Raw genomic sequence first — 16,621 nt, 5'->3', positions numbered from 1 at the left:
CAACTTCGTCTATTTAAAGATATAAAAATATATAATTAATTCAATAGTTGGAGCGGACGCCCCATGACGGCCGGGTTAAAGGCTAGCCAAACGGACGGTTCGTGTGGGCTGGCGGCAAACCTCGCCTTTGAGGTCGCGGTGCTCATCGTCGGCTATCGGAACCCACAGGACATCGTTGATTGTCTCCTGGCGTTGTCTCGTGCGACGGCTTCGCCGGCGTTCGACATCTTCATTTGCGAAAATGGCGGTCATGATGCCTATAACCGCCTTGTCGGCGCCCTGATCGGCAAAGGAGGCCCTTGCGTGCGGGGCCAATCTCCTGGAACCGGGATAGATTGCGACACCAACCGGTTTACCGACGTTCAGCACCTGGCTCTGCGAGCAAGATCGTCGAATGTGTGGGTTGCGTGCGCCCTCGACAACCTGGGCTATGCAGGCGGGATTAACGCGTGGTTGCGTCCCCTCTCTGCGATACCCACCTGGCGGGCCATCTGGATCTTGAATCCAGACACCCAGCCGACCGAGTCTGCTTTGGCGGCGCTGCACGAACGGGCCGAGTCCGGCCGAAAGGCGATGGTGGGCAGCACCATTCTCGACAGCTTGGACGCAGACCACGTGAGATTTCGCGGCGGACTTTCCTGGCAGAAGCTGGCGGCGAGAGATGTCGCCATCGGCCTGGGAGAGCTTCTCAACGTGTCCTGCAACATCGCCGCCGTTGAAGACGCGATGGATAGCCCTTCGGGAGCATCGATGTACGTGACCCGCTGGTGCATCGAGCAGATAGGGCTGATGGATGAAAGCTATTTCCTGTTTTATGAGGATATGGATTGGGGGCTTCGGGCGAGACACTTGGGGCTCGGTTATGCGGTCGAATCGATCGTCGTTCACAAGCGAGGTACGACGACGGGTTCGGCCAGAGGTTCATCGGCAATACCGGTACTCTCCGTTTATCTCCAGCACCGCAATTGCGTTCGCTTTGTACGGCGACATTTTCCGTGGTCGGTGCCTCTTAGAGTTGCGGTTTCTCTGATGTATGCGCTCAGGTTCCTGCTGCAGGGAGCGCCAAACAACAGTCGCGCTGTGGTCGAAGGACTTGTCGCTGGACTGAAAGGCGAGATGGGTCGGCCGGAATGGCATACTGAAAATGTGCCAGGCGACGCGCGCGCGGTGTCGGATGTTCGTCAAGTAGGCGGCTAAAGGGCTGTCATATGGGTGCGCATGTCGGTGTGTTCATGCCTCTGCCGGTCACGCCGAAGGGGCCCGCTTATACTTGCGGAATGCTGGCCCGAGGTATGACAGCGCCCGATTTTGAAGTCACGATCGTTTCCCCTCGTGCAGCAGTGGATCTGGTATCCCCCGCGAAGGCTGTGCAGGTCCTTCCGACATGGGCTCGATATGTGCCGTACAAGTGGGTGAGATCGAGATCCGCGAGAACTATTGAAGGTATGTTTTTGAAGCAGATGACCAAGGAAACATTCGGAGATCGCATCGCCTATATTTGGCCAGATGCATCGTTGAACACCATCCTTGAACTTAAGCGCCACAATATACCAGTTTTCCGGGAGATGATTAATTGCCATCGAGGATCAGCCAAAGTCATTCTCGACGAAGCGTACAAACAGTTGGGCCTATCTCCTCGTCACGCAATTACCGACGAATCGGTTGATGCCGAGCAGGCCGCGCTGGACGCTGTGGACTTTATTTTTTGTCCAAATGCTATGGTCGAGGCATCGCTTCTCCGCAACGGTCTACCTGCGTCGAAATTGGTGAGTACGAGTTATGGGTGGGACCCGCAGCGATTTAGCGGGACCAACAGACTCCTACCCCCGTGCGACGGCATTACTGCGGTATTCGCCGGCTCCATTTGCGTCAGGAAGGGCTGTCATCTGCTTCTGGATTATTGGGCGCGGAGCAACGTTCGTGGAAGACTGGTGCTGGCGGGCGTGCTCGAGACCGCTATAAAGGAACAATGCGCCGCTCTCCTGGCAAGGCCTGATGTTGTTGTGCTTGACTACGTGAACGACATTGGGAGCCTCTATCGCTCGGCTGACATTTTCGTCTTTGCCTCCTTGGAGGAGGGGGGGCCACAAGTGACTTACGAATCGTGCGGATGTGGCTTGCCGGCCATTACGACTCCAATGGGAATGGGAAGGATTGTGCGAGACGGTCAGGAAGGGCTTATCCTGAACGCCTATGACGAAGATGGATGGATCATGGCAATTCGCACGCTTGCAGAGGACGGTGATCGTCGAAGGCGCTTGGGCGCGGCAGCCGCGGAACGCGCGCGCGCATTTGGTTGGGATGAAGTTGCCGTTAAGCGAAGGCGACAGATGTTGGAGCATGTCGCGATCGCTCGGGCTGCGGCTTGTGCTTAATGCGGCGAGCGGCTTAGGTCAGGAGTGTGAAGGTGAGCAAGTTGTCGGATTTGCTTCAGCACTATCGATCCACTAAGCGCCGCGCAGGGGTCTGCTCGGCCATTTTTCAGATTCTTGTTTCGTCCGCGGCTGACGCAGAGACAATCAGGCTTCGCGACAAGGCGATCGATTTGACCGGCTTCCCGGATGCGACCACCACCGGCGTTCCTCCCGGAAAGGTTCTGGCCGCCTCTCCTGGGCTCGTGATTAGTACCCCAGGTGCGGTAATCGAAGGTCTGGATATTACTGGTCCGGTGATAGTCGAGGCTCGGGATGTCAGGTTGCAGGATTGCAAGGTTACCCATGCGGGCCACACCGTCATTGTGATTAGGGGTGGAATCACAGGGACAATCATCCAAAATTGCGAGATCGATAATCGAGGATATGGCGGTCAGTGCATAGCTGGCCAAGGGACGTTTCTCAGAAACAATATCCATGATTGTGCCGACGGAATTGATGTCCGCGGCGACAACACTCTAATAGAGGGTAACTACATCCATCAAATGACGGGGCCTTCCGACTCTCACTTTGATGGGGTCCAAGCCGACGGAAAGTTTTCACATCTGAGCATTCGGCAGAACACCATCATCAACGAGAACACGCAAACGTCGGCAGTCATGATCGATAATTATACGGGGCCGATCGACGATGTGATGATCGGCAGCAATTTGCTGGTCGGCGGCGGATATACCGTCTACATAAATGAAGTTGCGAAGGGCCAACCTGGCGGTGGACCGGTGACGAACGTGGTCTTCACGAACAACCAACTCGCCGGAGGATATTGGGGCCCGCTTGATCTTAGAACCGAGTTGGGCAACGTGCCGGTTATCTCGGGCAACATTGACAAACTCACTGGTCGACCTGTTCGGGGGCCGAACAAACCAGGACTAAGAAGATAGCCTCGATTGAGCGAGCAACCGAACCGAGCAGCTACTGCGAGAGTGCTGCTCGAACGGATTTGCAGCAGGCCGAAGCACTCAATTGCAGCCGATCGCAATCGAGGCATCGTTTGGCTCCTTATGATCCGGGAAAGCCGGAGGCGTGATCCACATGCTGGGATTGGCGACCCGGACTATCGTTGGTGCCTACCATGCTGTGCTTCTCACGGATATGTTGAGAGATCTCATCATAGAGAAAAGAAACGAACGCATAACGGCGATGACGTGTGACCGGTGTGACCTCGTGCAAAAGTGAGCAGGAAAACACGATGGCGTCTCCAGGCCGAGTGCGATAGGTTTGAGAATCGAATTCGGGGAAGTTGAGGCAGCCGCCTTCAAAAGTCTCGTTCAAGTTGATAGTGACGGCGAAGCGACGGTGAGCGACTATTGGTGACGTATTGTCGCGGTGTGGCTTAAAATGTCCTCCAGTCGTCGCGTCGTAGCACGCAACCAGATATCGCTCGATGCGCGTCGCGGAGAATTGGAATGCGCGATAAACCATGGGCAGCAGTCGCCGTGCCAAAGACTCTCTGGCTTCCCGAAGTGCATCCTCATCAACGATGTAGTGATCTAAGCGTCTCCTAAATGTGGGGTCGAAACGCCGGACGATTTTTCCTTCGTTCTCTACTAGTCCGATTTCGCGCCCGCCGTTCGCCGCGTGAAGGTTGATAAGCTTACGACAAAACAGAGGATCAAACACTTGAGGTATGATAAGCACCGGTGCGGTTTGGCTATTTGGTGGGCTCGCCAGGTGCTCTGTCAATTTAGAAACGATTCGCCCGACAAAGTCAGTCGGTTGGGTTAGGTGCACAATCTCAATAATCTGTAGTGCAGGACTTAATATGAAAGCAGCCGGATCGATTGCTGCGAGCTGCGCCGCCGGTCCTTGAGCGACGTATCGTTGCAGTATGGCTCCGGTTGAATCTAATAGAAAGAGCTGACCGGCACGATCCTGGCGAACTCGCTGCAGACGGAAGTCATCCGGATCATTGCTGACTCCAACGAAGATGGCGCGCTTACCGTCAAATAACTCGTCATGCCTCCTGAAATCGCTGAGCACTTCTGCGACATTGTGGCGAGCAGCGGAGTCGAAGAAGAACAGCACGATGACGCGACCGGCAAGTTCGTCGAAAGCAATGGTGTTGCAAGGCTGCGTGCCGGTGGACGCGGAAAACCACGGGGCCGGTTCGCCAACATTTAGAGGTGAGCTTCGTGTCATACGTTGTCCTGCTTGAGCCGTTCTGACCAATATCGAGGAGCGTTCTTTCAGTTAGCGTGGGCTGAATTGTGGTCGTGTGCCTCTCCTTGTGTGCGGTGATCGCCTCCAAAGGAAACGATTCTGCTTTTGGCTACGCAACGCCGTCGCGTGTTTTAATGTTTAATGCGTGATAATACGTCATTTAATGATCAAGCCGTGCAGCGGATCGCAGGCTCCGTAATTAGGGGCTTGGTGGCGCCGCCACACACGCATGCACACAAAAACCGTGAATAACTTTCGGTATGGACTTGCGGTAAACTCCTGCGCCGCACAGCCTGTCGCTGGCTATCCCGCAGAGTTATTTCGCGTTTTAAATACCGAAGCGGCCTGTGTGGCGCGGGCCGCTCAAGAAATGACCCTAGTCACGCCGCCATCTGGTCCCAAAAAAGTCCTCGCCGACAGAGCATGAGACAGCGCATGGGCACGCGTGGGGATAATCGCAGCCCAAAACTCACTGCACGTCGAAACTGTGAAGGAGAAGTCTCTTGGCAATTACTAATGCTTGGCCTGATGCTACGAATACGGGGGTGTCAGCGGGCGTCACCTTAACTCCATCAGGTGGCATGGAGATCAACACACCAGGGGCGGTGATCTCTGGGCTCGATATCACTGGTATGGTGGTGATTAATGCGCCGAACGTGACCTTGAAAGACTGCAAGATATCGGGCGATGGATGGACGGTCGTCCGGGTTGCGTCCGGCATTACAGGAGCCGTCATCGAGAATTGCGATATAAACGGGATGGGGACCGGTGGCCAAGGTATCACTGGACAAGGGACGTTCCTGAACAACAACATCCACGGATGTGGTGACGGTATCGGCGTTGGAGGCGATAATACTGTCATTCAGAACAACTACATCCATGACATGCAGGGTACTTCCGACTCGCATTTCGACGGAATCCAAGCCGATGGCGATCTTTCTAATCTGACCATCAGCCACAATACGGTCATCAACGAGCACACGCAGACCGGGGCGATCATGCTCGACAACTATTGGGGGCCCATTGATAACGTCAAAATCGACAACAATCTGCTGGTTGGTGGTGGCTATACTACTTACCTCAATGAGGTGGCTAACGGCCAGCCCGGCGGCGGTGCAGTCACAAATGTGTCCTATACGAACAATCACATCGGTGGCGGCTATTGGGGTGACCTCGATCTGAGAACTGAACTCGGTCATGTGCCCGTGATGAGTGGGAATGTTGATGATGGAAAGGCTCTAGCCCTCACGCTCAACACATCGGCGAACAGCGGTACCGACACGGGCGGGACGGCACCAACCGCACCAGCCGCACCAGCCGCTCCCGTCATCGCGTCGTTCTCGACCGATAGTGGCACCGCTGGCGACAAGATCACCAACGACAATGCCATTGAGCTCAAGGGATCTGCTGCTGCCGGCAGCACGGTCAAGGTCTACGACGGTACGACCCAAATTGGCTCGACGAGCGCGGACTCGAGCGGCCATTGGGACTACATCACAAAGGTCCTGACTGACGCCAAACATACGCTCACTGCAACCGCGACCAACTCGTCGGGTCAGACCAGCGCGGCGTCGTCTGCGTTGGCGATCACCGTCGATACCAAAGCGCCGAGTGCGCCGACCATTGCCAGCCATACGGTGAACAGCGCCAATCAGGTGGTGATGTCGGGCAGTGCCGAAGCGAGCAGCGTCGTAAAGGTGTTCGACGGCACGACCCAGGTCGGGACCGCGACGGCCAACAGCAGTGGCGTGTGGGGCTATACCACCAGCGCCCTGGCGGCCGGTTCGCACAGCCTTACCGCGAAGGCAACGGACGCGGCAGGCAACACCGGCGCGGCGTCCACCGTGGTCACGGCCAGCACGGGCACTTCGACGTCCCCAACCACGCCGACGTCGCCAACGGCTGGTAAGCAAATCGAGTCCGATGGTGCGACAAGTCTCGTTGAGAGCAACGGCAAATACTACCTCAACGGCAGCAGCGGATCGGGCCCCACGCTGAAGGATCATGGCGTGGATTTTGTGGACGGTTCAGATCACACATGGGCTCCGATTGGTGCGGAGAAGACGGCGACGGGCTATCAGGTTGCCTGGAAGGAGGCGAGTACCGGTCAGTACACGGCCTGGAACACTGACAACAACGGCAACTACCTTTCCCATGTTAGCGCCCTGACCAGCTCCACGTCGGGCTCCGTGTCAGGTACGGACTCTGGCCTTAAATCGCTCGAGACGAGCTTCCATCAGGATCTCAACGGCGACGGGCAGATCGGTACTTCCAGTGCTTCCACACCGACGTCCCCAACCACGCCGACGCCGCCAACTACTGGTAAGCAAATCGAGTCCGATGGTGCGACAAGTCTCGTTGAGAACAACGGCAAATATTACCTCAACGGCAGCAGCGGATCGGGCCCTACGCTCAAGAATCACGGCGTGGATTTTGTGGACGGGTCAGATCACACCTGGGCGCCGATTGGTGCGGAGAAGACGGCGACGGGCTATCAGGTTGCCTGGAAGGAGGCGAGTACCGGTCAGTACACGGCCTGGAACACCGACGACAACGGCAACTACGTTTCGCATGTCAGCGCCTTGACCGGCTCTGCGTCGAGCGGCTCCGTGTCGGGTACGGACTCTGGCCTTAAATCGCTCGAGACGAGCTTCCACCAGGATCTCAACGGTGACGGGCAGATGGGTACTTCCGGCGCAATTGCGTCGTCCGCCGTATCCGCCACGGTACCGGTCGTTTCTTCATCGGGCAGTACTTCCCTGAGCTCGACGAAGACCAGCACCACGGGTAACGACGTCATGGTTGGCACAGCAGGTGCGGATACATTCGTGTTTGCGTCGAAGTTCGGCCATGACGTCATCAAGGACTTCGCTGCTAGTGGACCCGCTCACGACACGGTCCAATTCAGCAAGAGCGTGTTCGACAGTTTTGCGAGCGTTCTCTCACACGCGGCCCAGTCAGGCCACGACGTCGTCATCGCGACGGGGAGTGACACGCTCACGCTGAAGAACACGCAGCTCGACAAGCTGAACAGCCACGACTTCCACTTCGCGTAGGAGACGGGCCAACCACACCGATTAGTACTCAATAACTGCCTCGGGGGATCTCTTGGGGATCTTCCGAGGCATGTTTCAAGGGCGGCTGCCATGATGGACTTTAGACGGCGGGGGGTGATCCCCCCGCCTGCGAATCTTTATCGAATTCCACTTTTGCATTTGTCAGGATTATGGTCGGGCGGACGACAGTCGGCGGATGACGCCGAACTGCGGACGCCGCGACTGATCGGCTGGGCAAAGCGCGCGATCGAAATCCTGCGGCAACGGATGTTCGCTGGTCGACCCGGGCCGGCGGAGCATTACGACGAGCCCCAGTCAGAGATGTCGTCTTTCCTGCGCTCTTGCCGCCGGGTTTTCTGGGCTCTCGCGGCCTTCAGCGGGATGAGCAATCTCCTTATGCTCACCGGCTCGTTCTTCATGCTGCAGGTCTATGATCGGGTGCTGCCCGGGCGCAGCATACCGACGCTGATCGCCCTTTTGGTTCTGGCCACGGTTCTCTACCTGTTTCAGGGTGGGCTCGACCTCGTCAGGAGCAGGATCAGCGCCCGGGTCGGCCGGTATTTCGATGAAAGGCTCGGCGTTCGAATATTCGACGCGCTTGTTCGCCTGCCTCTCAAGACCAGGGCCGATGGCGATGGCTTGCAGCCGGTGCGAGACCTTGATCAGGTCCGCAGCTTCCTGTCGAGCGGAGGACCGACGGCGCTCTTCGATCTGCCTTGGATGCCGATCTATCTCGGCGTCTGCTTCCTCTTTCACTTCTGGATCGGCGTCACTGCGCTGGCCGGCGCGCTGGTGCTGATCGGCATTACGATGCTCACGGAAACACGCACCCGAGGGCCGGCAAAGGCGTCCTCGCGCCTAGCCGTTTCGCGAACTGCCCTTGCGCTCGAGGGGCGGCGAAATGCCGAGGTTCTGCAGGCCATGGGCATGCGGCAACAAGCGGCTTTCCGATGGCGGGATGCCAACGCGAAGTACCTCGCCGCCCATGAGCGGGCCAGCGATGCCGCAAACGGACTCGGCGGCGCCTCCAAGATCTTTCGGGCGATATTGCAATCGCTGGTTCTCGCCGTTGGCGCCGTCCTCGTCATCAACCAGGAATCGAGCGCGGGCATCATCATTGCCGGATCGATTCTCACCGCGCGTGCACTGGCGCCCGTCGAAATGGCTATTGCGAACTGGAAAGGTTTCGTCGCCGCGCGGCAATCGGGGCAACGGCTCGATCACTTGCTGAAGCTTCTGCCTAACGAGGAGAAGCGCCTGGCACTGCCGGCGCCTGTTGAAACCCTCACCGCCGAGCAACTCTATATTGGCGCCCCGAACTCCGAGAGGCCCACGCTCAGCGAAGTATCGTTCCAGCTGCGGAGCGGGCAGGCGGTTGGAATCATTGGTCCGAGCGGATCCGGCAAGTCGACGTTGGCTCGTGCACTGGTTGGTGTGTGGCCGTGCCTTCGAGGCAGGGTCCGGCTCGACAATGCCGCGCTCGATCACTGGTCTTCAGACGCCCTTGGCAAGCACATCGGTTATCTGCCTCAGGACGTTGAATTGTTCGACGGCAGCATCGCAATGAATATTGCTCGGTTCGACCCGGAGGCAACGGCCGCTGCTGTGCTGGAAGCCTCACATGCTGCGGGCGCGCACCACCTCATCCTTTCCCTCCCGGACGGCTACAGCACGAAGATTGGCGAGGGAGGGCTCGCGCTGTCGGCGGGTCAGCGGCAGCGTATCGGGCTCGCGCGCGCATTTTTCGGCAAGCCCTTCCTGGTAGTGCTTGATGAGCCGTCTTCCAATCTCGATGCCGAGGGCGAGGAGGCCTTGACCGAGGCGATCCTGAACGTGCGCCGCCGGGGAGGAATTGTCGCCGTTGTCGCTCATCGTCCGAAGGCGCTGGAAGGTGTGGACCATGTCTTGTGCCTTGGGGAAGGCAAGGTTCAGTCCTTCGGCAAGAGAGAGGAGGTTCTCAAGAGAGTGTTACGAAATCCCGCAGCGCTCAAGGTCGTAGCGGAAGCTCAGGGAGGCGGTCGATGAACGGCCAAGTGGCACCGGCGATGCAATCCATCCAGCGTTACATGATCGTCGGTATGATCATGTTCGGTCTGGTCACCTTTGGGATCGGCGGTTGGGCAACAACGACCCAATTGGCTGGCGCGGTGATCGCCCAGGGCGTGATCGTGGTGGATTCGAGCGTCAAGAAGGTTCAGCATTCCACTGGTGGGATCGTGGGAGAGTTGCGCGTGCGGGAGGGCGCCCGGGTCAATGCAGGGGACATCTTGATCCGCCTCGACGAGACCCAGACGCTCGCGAATGCGACCATCGTCACAAACAGCCTCGATGAGCTGTTCGCGCGGCAGGCTCGGCTCGAGGCCGAGCGCGATGGCGCCGAGCAGGCTATGTTTCCAAAGGCGCTGCTCGACCGGGCCAACGAGAGTAACTCCGAGGCGAGCCGTGCAATCACCGCGGAGCGGAAGCTGTTCGACCTGCGTCGTCAGGCAAGAAGCGGCCAAAAGGCGCAGTTGCTGGAGAAAGGCGCGCAGCTGGAAAATGAGATTAAGGGCTATACAGGGCAGACCGAGGCCAAGGTGAAGGAAGTCGATTTCATCCGCCAGGAGCTGGAGGGCGTTCGCAGCCTCTGGCAAAAAAATCTGGTGCCGATCACGCGGCTCAATTCTCTCGAGCGCGATGCCGCCCGGCTCGAAGGCGAGCGCAGCCAGCTGGCAGGAATGATTGCTCAGTCGAAAGGCAAGATTTCCGAAATCGGACTCCAGATCATTCAGATCGACCAGGACCTACGAACGGAAGTCGGCAAGGACCTGATCGAAACGCGATCGAAACTCTCTGAGCTGGGCGAGCGCAAAACTGCGGCGGTCGATCAACTCAATCGGGTCGATATCAGGGCACCGCAATCCGGACGTGTCCATGAGCTGAGCGTCCACACGGTTGGTGGTGTAATCTCTCCCGGCGAGCAGATCATGCTGATCGTGCCCGACGCGGACTCGCTTGCGGTTGAGGTCAAGATCGCACCGCGCGATATCGACCAGGTCTATCTGGGGCAGACCGCGACGATGCGCTTCGCGGCATTCAACCAGAAGACTACGCCCGAAATCGATGGAGATGTCAGCATGGTCTCCGCAGACATCACACAGGATCAGCGTGCCGGCACGAGTTACTACACGGGCCGCGTCCTGCTGAAGCCCGAAGAGCTGGCGAAACTCGGGTCAGCCAAGCTGCTGCCCGGAATGCCGGTGGAGGTCTTCATCAAGACGGGAGGTCGGACCGCGTTGTCCTATCTGCTCAAGCCGCTGCACGACCAGGCGGAGCGCGCCTTCAAGGAGCGCTGAGTCTTCGCGGAAGATCGCAGCACTCGACTGCACGCATTCGGGGCTGGCGCCTTTATCCACGGGCGCCGGCGTTGCGACCAGCCCTGAAAGCACGGCTGGGCGGCCCGACGCATCCGCAGCGGGCGTGCCTGGCCGACGAAAGCGCGTCACAAGCCGGGACGGAGTCTGCGGTCGGGTTTCAAGGCCCGACCGCGGCGTTCTGGTGATGTCTGGTCGCCGGAAGAGATTTGACGGGGCGAACGTGGTGAGATCGCCCCACCGCCTGATCAACCGCAGTAAATTGCGCAGCTTTCGACGGATTGACCGTGACGGATGCCTGTTGCCCGTGGGCGAGGCTACCGATCGCTCGAACGACCGCCCGCTCAGTACGTCCATTCGCCTAGCGTACAGGGTCATCGCCGCTACAAAAACCAGCAGTGTAGCTTCAGCCCCCAGAATGACGAGCAGCCCATCCGGCATATGAATCCGTCCTGCCCCAGGAAACACTGTTTGAAGATTTGGCCTCAGTGAACAATTAAATCAAGAATATAATTATATGTGTCGTTAAAATGTCGGCATGGCTCTGGATACGCGGAGCACGTTCCGTGCCGTGAATTGACGGCCTTTCCATCGGGGCACTCAACCCGATCAAGACTTCTCGCTCCATTCATTGGTGCGTTCTCGCTTGGCAGCGGCCCCGCGCGGCACCGCTGGGGACGATTCTACGGCATCTATTTAATTCTGAAGTTTATTTATTGCGTATTAAATAAAATATAATTAGGGTTAAAAATTATAACGGAGGTCATTTCCGCGACCGGGGCGACCGCGCTCGGCGGTGAATCCGGCTCTCAATTTGGCATTCGCAGGGGGATCGGCAGATGCAGCGAACCTCGGGGCCAGCCGTGGCGGCAGCTGTAGCTGTCATGATCGGAGGCGTTCAGTGGGCGCGTGCGGCATTGTTGACCGTGCCGACGGCCCCGCAAGCGGCTTTTGCGCACATCGAGCTGGGACGCCCGACGCTTCCACCCCTCACTTATACGATGTTTTGCCTGCGGTATGAGGCTGAATGTCGCCTGCGACGCTCCTTCCGCGGCGGGCCGATCCGGTTGACGAAAGAACGGTGGGCAGAGCTGAAAGCAGTCAATCGCGTCGTGAACCGCGCCATTGCTCCGCAGCCTAATCAATTCGGCCTTGCCGGTGAGGAGTGGGTCGTTAACCCCGATCGTGGTGATTGCAACGACTACGCTGTGACGAAGCGTCATGAACTGCTGGAACGCGGCTGGCCCGCGCGGGTACTTCTATTGAGCGAAGTGGTCACTGGTTCTGGAGATCATCACCTTGTGCTGGTGGTGCGCGCCAGGACCGGCGACCTGGTCCTCGACAACCTGACGCCCGAGATTAAGCTCTGGTCGCGGGTACCGTATGGCTGGGTCCGCATGCAGATGCCGAGCGACAGCCGAATGTGGGCGACGACTGGCCGTCCAGCAGCATGACTTTTGCCACGCGGCCGGAATCATGATGGGCTGGCGCTGGCGGGAGGCTCGAGCCGGGGCATGCAAGTGCGACCCATCCGTGGGTCTGCTGTGTCGGAATGATGCCGGCTCTGTCGTACCCGCCGATACACAAGTATAGATAAGTCTCAAGAGTGGTAGCTCTCTACGTCTCACCTCAGCCGGGGCACCGACATTCGCCCCGCAGATTGCGGGGCGCGCCCGCTGTCATGACGCCGCGAGCCCCAGCGTGCTCCCGGCGGCAGCCGAGGAATCCACCCAGCGTCGGATCGTGCCATCATATATGTCGGCGCCGTAGAGCCACCCGTCGGGTCCCTTCTGCAGGTCCACAATGCCTTGTACGTTGTCCACCAATTGGACGCCTGCGACCTGACGGCTCGCATTCAACGTCGCAGCGAAGATCGTTCCATTGTAGACGTCGTCGAAGAACATCGTGTTCTGATTGTAGAAATCTCCCACGGTAATTACGTGGGCGTTGTCCGGAGCCCCGTGGCTTAGAGGCAGGATCGGGAACACGGCAGCCGGGTCGGACGTGTTGTTGCGGTTGCCATTATTGTAGAAGGTGATCGCCTGGGGGAGGTTCTGGTAGCTAGCGGTTCTGTCCGGGCCTTCAAGATAAGGCCATCCAAAATTCGAACCGGCGGGGCCTGTATCGATCTCTTCCCAGTTGTTCCATCCCACGTCTCCAACCACAGGCAGATTCGTGACGGGATCGAAGCTGAAGCGGTACGCGTTGCGGACGCCGTAGTAGAACACTTTCGACTGATTGCTGTTTGGATCGCCGGCCTGATAATACGGATTGCCGGGCGCTCCCTCACCTGTAACAGGATCGATCCGCAAGAGCTTGCCAGAGAGATTATGGATGTCTTGGACCCGCACTGCGCGCGGATCCACGAAGTTGTACGATGTGCCATCCCCGACCGTGAGATAGAGATAGCCGTCGGGGCCGAAATGAACGGCACCTATGGAGTGCGAATCGCTGTCGGTCGCAAGATAATCACGAATGTTCTGGTTCTGGATACCGGGCCGATCCGGATCGTTGTCCTGCGATCCAACCTCGATCTGACTCGCGGGAGCTGTGATTGTGGTGCCGTTGACGATCCCGGAAGGAACAATGCTGGGATCGCCGCCGCTGTTCGCGTCGGGGCGGCTGATGTAGGCCCAGACGCTGTTCTTGCCGACCAGCACCACTTCACTGGACGGATCGGCGATCATGGTGGTGGGGTCGACAGTGACCCTCACCAGACGATCAGGTCGGTTGCCGCCCTGATCGGCGGCTGCGAGACCGCTCTGGCCCGCCGTCTCGGGCGGATCGTAAGTGTAGAGCAGGTAGACATAATGGTTGCTTGCGAAATTCGGGTTCACCGCGATCCCCAGTAGCCCGCGATCACCGAAATCATTTACCTCGGCCGAAAGGTCGATGAGCGGAGTCGATCGCAATGTGCCGTTGTCCACTACGCGCACCACGCCGTCCTTCTGCGCGACCAGCATGTAGCGTCCGTCGGGAGTCCAGTCCATCGCCGCTGGTTCGTTCAGCCCCGTCACGGCTGTCTCGCCCACCAGATTGCCGAGAGCGGGGTTGTCATTATCCAGAATCTTCACTGTCGTTGTCGCCTGAGGGCCGAGAGTGGCGCCCGTCGGGTTGCTCAAGGTGACGGTGAAGGTCTCGTCGTTCTCCGGGGTCGTATCATTGACGATCGGCACCGAGATGGTTTGGCTCACCTGGCCGGCAGCAAAGGTCACCGTGCCGGATGAGGTCGTGTAATCGGAACCTGCGAGTGCGCTGCCGTTGCTCGTCGTGAAGCCGACCGTGGCTGCTTGATTGACGCTCCCGCTGCGCAGCAGCGTGATCGCCGCCGTCGGGGTACTCTCCGCAACACTTACCGCGACGTCCGCCATTGCGATCGAGGCGGGGGAGTCGTCGTCGATGATGGTCACGAGCACAGTGCGTGGAGCTCCGAGGGATCCGGAGCCCGGATTTTGAATACCGACAGCGAACGTTTCGTTGCCCTCGGTCAGTTGATCGTTGACGATGGAGATGGTGAAGCTCTTTGTGCTCTCGCCTGGTGCGAAGACGATCTGGCCGATGTTCGCCCTACCGTTGAAGGTGGGCTGGATGAAGTCCGATCCTGCCGTGGCGGTTCCACCGGTGCCGATTTCGTTCGTCGTGTACTCGACGGTGTTTTGAGACTGGAGGTCGCCGGAGCGGGTGACGGTGATGGTGGCCGTGCCGGCCGCTTCACTGACATAGATCGTGGACGTGTTGAGGAGCGCGATGACGTTGGACGGGGCGAACACGACGTCGCGGAAATAGTTTGCATTCTGATAGGTGGCGGTCGGGAAGGCGCCTTCGGTATAGTCGAAGACGCCGGCGCCGACCGGAGCGTTCAGGCCGCCATTGCTGATGCCAGACGCGAAGCCTTGCGTGGTGGAGACGTAGTAGCTGTTGATGTTGACCGAGACCACGTAGGTCGTTCCGGCCGCGATGGTGAGCGGCGTGGCAAGCGTCTGCTGCTGCCAGCCCGATGCGCCTTCGTTGGTGAATGTGACGGTCGCCAACTCCTGGCCGGTGGCCGACCAGATGTGGCCAATATGGGTGCCGGTCTCGTTCGAGGCCTTGTAGTACCGGATCGCCTGGATCACGCCGGACGTGTCGCTGGTGAAGCGCATCCCCAGCTCATAATCCGCCCCTGTCCCGTCGGTGGCATTGGTGTTGACGGGCGTCTGGGTGGTGAACAGGGTGGTGGTGGCACTCGCAGCGCCGACCGTCGCCGTGGCCGCGCTGGTTGCGTTCTCGGCGGTGCCGAGCTGGTCGGTGTAGGTGGCATTGACCCGGATCCGCTTGCCGACCAGGCTGCTGTCGAGGGTGAGGCTCGCGGTCGTGGCGGACAGATTCGTCCAGGTGGTGCCGTCGGGGCTGCTCTGCCAGCGATAGGTGATGCTGGCCGGGACGCCGTCGGGATCGGCGACGCTGGTGGTCAGCGTCTGGTTCTGGGTCGCCGTGCCGTTGATGGTGACGATGCCGATGTCGTTGACGTTGGCCACTTTCGTGGCAGTCGCGGCGCTCACCGGGGTCTCGCTGCTGCCCAGGGAGTCCGTGTAGACGGCGCTGACACGTATGAAGCCGCCGACCTGGGCCTGCCCGAGGGTCAGCGTGCTCGCCGTCGCGCCCGTGATGTTGCTCCACGTGGTGCCGTCCGTGCTTCGCTGCCATTGATAGGTGATGCTGCCCGGCAGGCCATCGGCATCGCTCACCGTCGCGGTCAAGGTCTGGTTCTGCGTCGGCGTGCCGCTGATGCTCACCGTGCCGGGGTGATTGGTGGGTTGGGTCCCGCTCGCAGCGAACACGACGTCGCGGAAATAGTTTGCATTCTGATAGGTGGCGGTCGGGAAGGCGCCTTCGGTATAGTCGAAGACGCCGGCGCCGACCGGAGCGTTCAGGCCGCCATTGCTGATGCCAGACGCGAAGCCTTGCGTGGTGGAGACGTAGTAGCTGTTGATGTTGACCGAGACCACGTAGGTCGTTCCGGCCGCGATGGTGAGCGGCGTGGCGAGCGTCTGCTGCTGCCAGCCCGATGCGCCTTCGTTGGTGAATGTGACGGTCGCCAACTCCTGGCCGGTGGCCGACCAGATGTGGCCGATATGGGTGCCGGTCTCGTTCGAGGCCTTGTAGTACCGGATCGCCTGGATCACGCCGGAAGCGTCGCTGGTGAAGCGCATCCCCAGCTCATAATCCGCCCCGATCCCGTCAGTGTTGTTGGTCAGAACGGGAGCCTGAGTGGTGAACAAGCTTGCCATGTTGTTCTCCAGCGCCATCGATTCTTGTACTCAGCAAATTTAACAAACCAAATCGCGCAAAGCGATATTAAATAAATTAAATAGTTATATTCATTAGTGGCATTCTTTAATGCGCTTGTGAAGCAAGCGGCGTTTGCACGGATGTCAATTTCTCTTGAAAAGGTGCGGTTCCCAGTCAACCTCCTGATATGAACAGCTGTTGGCGGCTGCTCCCGTTGATTGCAGGCCGCCCAAGGCGTGCTCGCTTCAGTGGAGGCAACGATATCGGCGCTGAGGTTCCGCTCGACCCCAGACGAACAATCGCCGGCTGCGGTTATGCGCAGCGGTGCCGCATCACGCCCATAAGCTGG

General features: G+C 59.0%; 9 protein-coding genes. 7 read left to right on the top strand and 2 right to left on the bottom strand.

Annotated features, from left to right (window positions below; translation table 11 throughout):
* Nucleotides 1–63 precede the first annotated feature (63 nt).
* The 3 genes from IVB27_RS13140 (at nucleotide 64) to IVB27_RS13130 (ending at nucleotide 3,313) form a co-directional block, all read left to right on the top strand.
* Nucleotides 64–1,197, top strand: coding sequence for a glycosyltransferase family 2 protein (locus IVB27_RS13140; protein WP_247443976.1), 1,134 nt, complete (start codon nucleotides 64–66; stop codon nucleotides 1,195–1,197).
* Nucleotides 1,198–1,460: 263 nt separating this feature from the next.
* On the top strand, nucleotides 1,461–2,375 hold the full coding sequence (locus tag IVB27_RS13135) for a glycosyltransferase family 4 protein (protein WP_247444036.1): 915 nt from the start codon (nucleotides 1,461–1,463) through the stop codon (nucleotides 2,373–2,375).
* A 32-nt stretch (nucleotides 2,376–2,407) separates the two neighbouring features.
* Nucleotides 2,408–3,313, top strand: coding sequence for a right-handed parallel beta-helix repeat-containing protein (locus tag IVB27_RS13130; protein ID WP_247443975.1), 906 nt, complete (start codon nucleotides 2,408–2,410; stop codon nucleotides 3,311–3,313).
* 118 nt (nucleotides 3,314–3,431) lie between these two features.
* Here IVB27_RS13130 and IVB27_RS13125 read toward each other — a convergent pair whose 3' ends face one another.
* Nucleotides 3,432–4,571 carry a 2OG-Fe(II) oxygenase gene (locus IVB27_RS13125; protein ID WP_247443974.1) on the bottom strand — a complete coding sequence of 380 codons (1,140 nt, stop codon included), beginning with the start codon at nucleotides 4,569–4,571 and terminating at the stop codon, nucleotides 3,432–3,434.
* Between the two features lie 602 nt (nucleotides 4,572–5,173).
* Between IVB27_RS13125 and IVB27_RS13120 the strand changes: the two genes are divergently transcribed.
* The 4 genes from IVB27_RS13120 (at nucleotide 5,174) to IVB27_RS13105 (ending at nucleotide 12,455) form a co-directional block, all read left to right on the top strand.
* Nucleotides 5,174–7,648, top strand: a complete 2,475-nt coding sequence (locus IVB27_RS13120) for an Ig-like domain-containing protein (protein ID WP_247443973.1) — start codon at nucleotides 5,174–5,176, stop codon at nucleotides 7,646–7,648.
* A gap of 267 nt (nucleotides 7,649–7,915) precedes the next feature.
* Nucleotides 7,916–9,673 carry a type I secretion system permease/ATPase gene (locus tag IVB27_RS13115; protein ID WP_247444035.1) on the top strand — a complete coding sequence of 586 codons (1,758 nt, stop codon included), beginning with the start codon at nucleotides 7,916–7,918 and terminating at the stop codon, nucleotides 9,671–9,673.
* Entirely contained in the window at nucleotides 9,670–10,983 is a 1,314-nt protein-coding gene (locus IVB27_RS13110; protein ID WP_247443972.1) for an HlyD family type I secretion periplasmic adaptor subunit, read from the top strand. Before IVB27_RS13115 ends, IVB27_RS13110 begins: the two co-directional genes overlap by 4 nt.
* A gap of 857 nt (nucleotides 10,984–11,840) precedes the next feature.
* Nucleotides 11,841–12,455 carry a transglutaminase-like cysteine peptidase gene (locus tag IVB27_RS13105; protein ID WP_247443971.1) on the top strand — a complete coding sequence of 205 codons (615 nt, stop codon included), beginning with the start codon at nucleotides 11,841–11,843 and terminating at the stop codon, nucleotides 12,453–12,455.
* A gap of 225 nt (nucleotides 12,456–12,680) precedes the next feature.
* Here the strand turns inward: IVB27_RS13105 and IVB27_RS13100 are convergent, their stop codons facing one another.
* The gene (locus IVB27_RS13100; protein WP_247443970.1) at nucleotides 12,681–16,289 is read right to left on the bottom strand and encodes a DUF4082 domain-containing protein; all 3,609 of its coding nucleotides are present in this window, start codon (nucleotides 16,287–16,289) and stop codon (nucleotides 12,681–12,683) included.
* Between the last annotated feature and the right edge of the window lie 332 nt (nucleotides 16,290–16,621).

Source organism: Bradyrhizobium sp. 197 (assembly GCF_023073375.1).
GTDB lineage: Bacteria > Pseudomonadota > Alphaproteobacteria > Rhizobiales > Xanthobacteraceae > Bradyrhizobium.
Note: the sequence above shows the minus strand (reverse complement) of the source record. Positions and strands in the feature narration are given on the sequence as shown.

Bases quoted from the DNA above. Each gene is read 5' to 3' on its own strand.
- IVB27_RS13140 (WP_247443976.1), top strand. From the start codon at position 64: ATGACGGCCGGGTTAAAGGCTAGCCAAACGGACGGTTCGTGTGGGCTG.
- IVB27_RS13120 (WP_247443973.1), top strand. From the start codon at position 5,174: ATGGAGATCAACACACCAGGGGCGGTGATCTCTGGGCTCGATATCACT.
- IVB27_RS13105 (WP_247443971.1), top strand. From the start codon at position 11,841: ATGCAGCGAACCTCGGGGCCAGCCGTGGCGGCAGCTGTAGCTGTCATG.
- IVB27_RS13125 (WP_247443974.1), bottom strand. From the start codon at position 4,571: ATGACACGAAGCTCACCTCTAAATGTTGGCGAACCGGCCCCGTGGTTT.
- IVB27_RS13110 (WP_247443972.1), top strand. From the start codon at position 9,670: ATGAACGGCCAAGTGGCACCGGCGATGCAATCCATCCAGCGTTACATG.
- IVB27_RS13115 (WP_247444035.1), top strand. From the start codon at position 7,916: ATGTTCGCTGGTCGACCCGGGCCGGCGGAGCATTACGACGAGCCCCAG.
- IVB27_RS13100 (WP_247443970.1), bottom strand. From the start codon at position 16,289: ATGGCGCTGGAGAACAACATGGCAAGCTTGTTCACCACTCAGGCTCCC.
- IVB27_RS13135 (WP_247444036.1), top strand. From the start codon at position 1,461: ATGACCAAGGAAACATTCGGAGATCGCATCGCCTATATTTGGCCAGAT.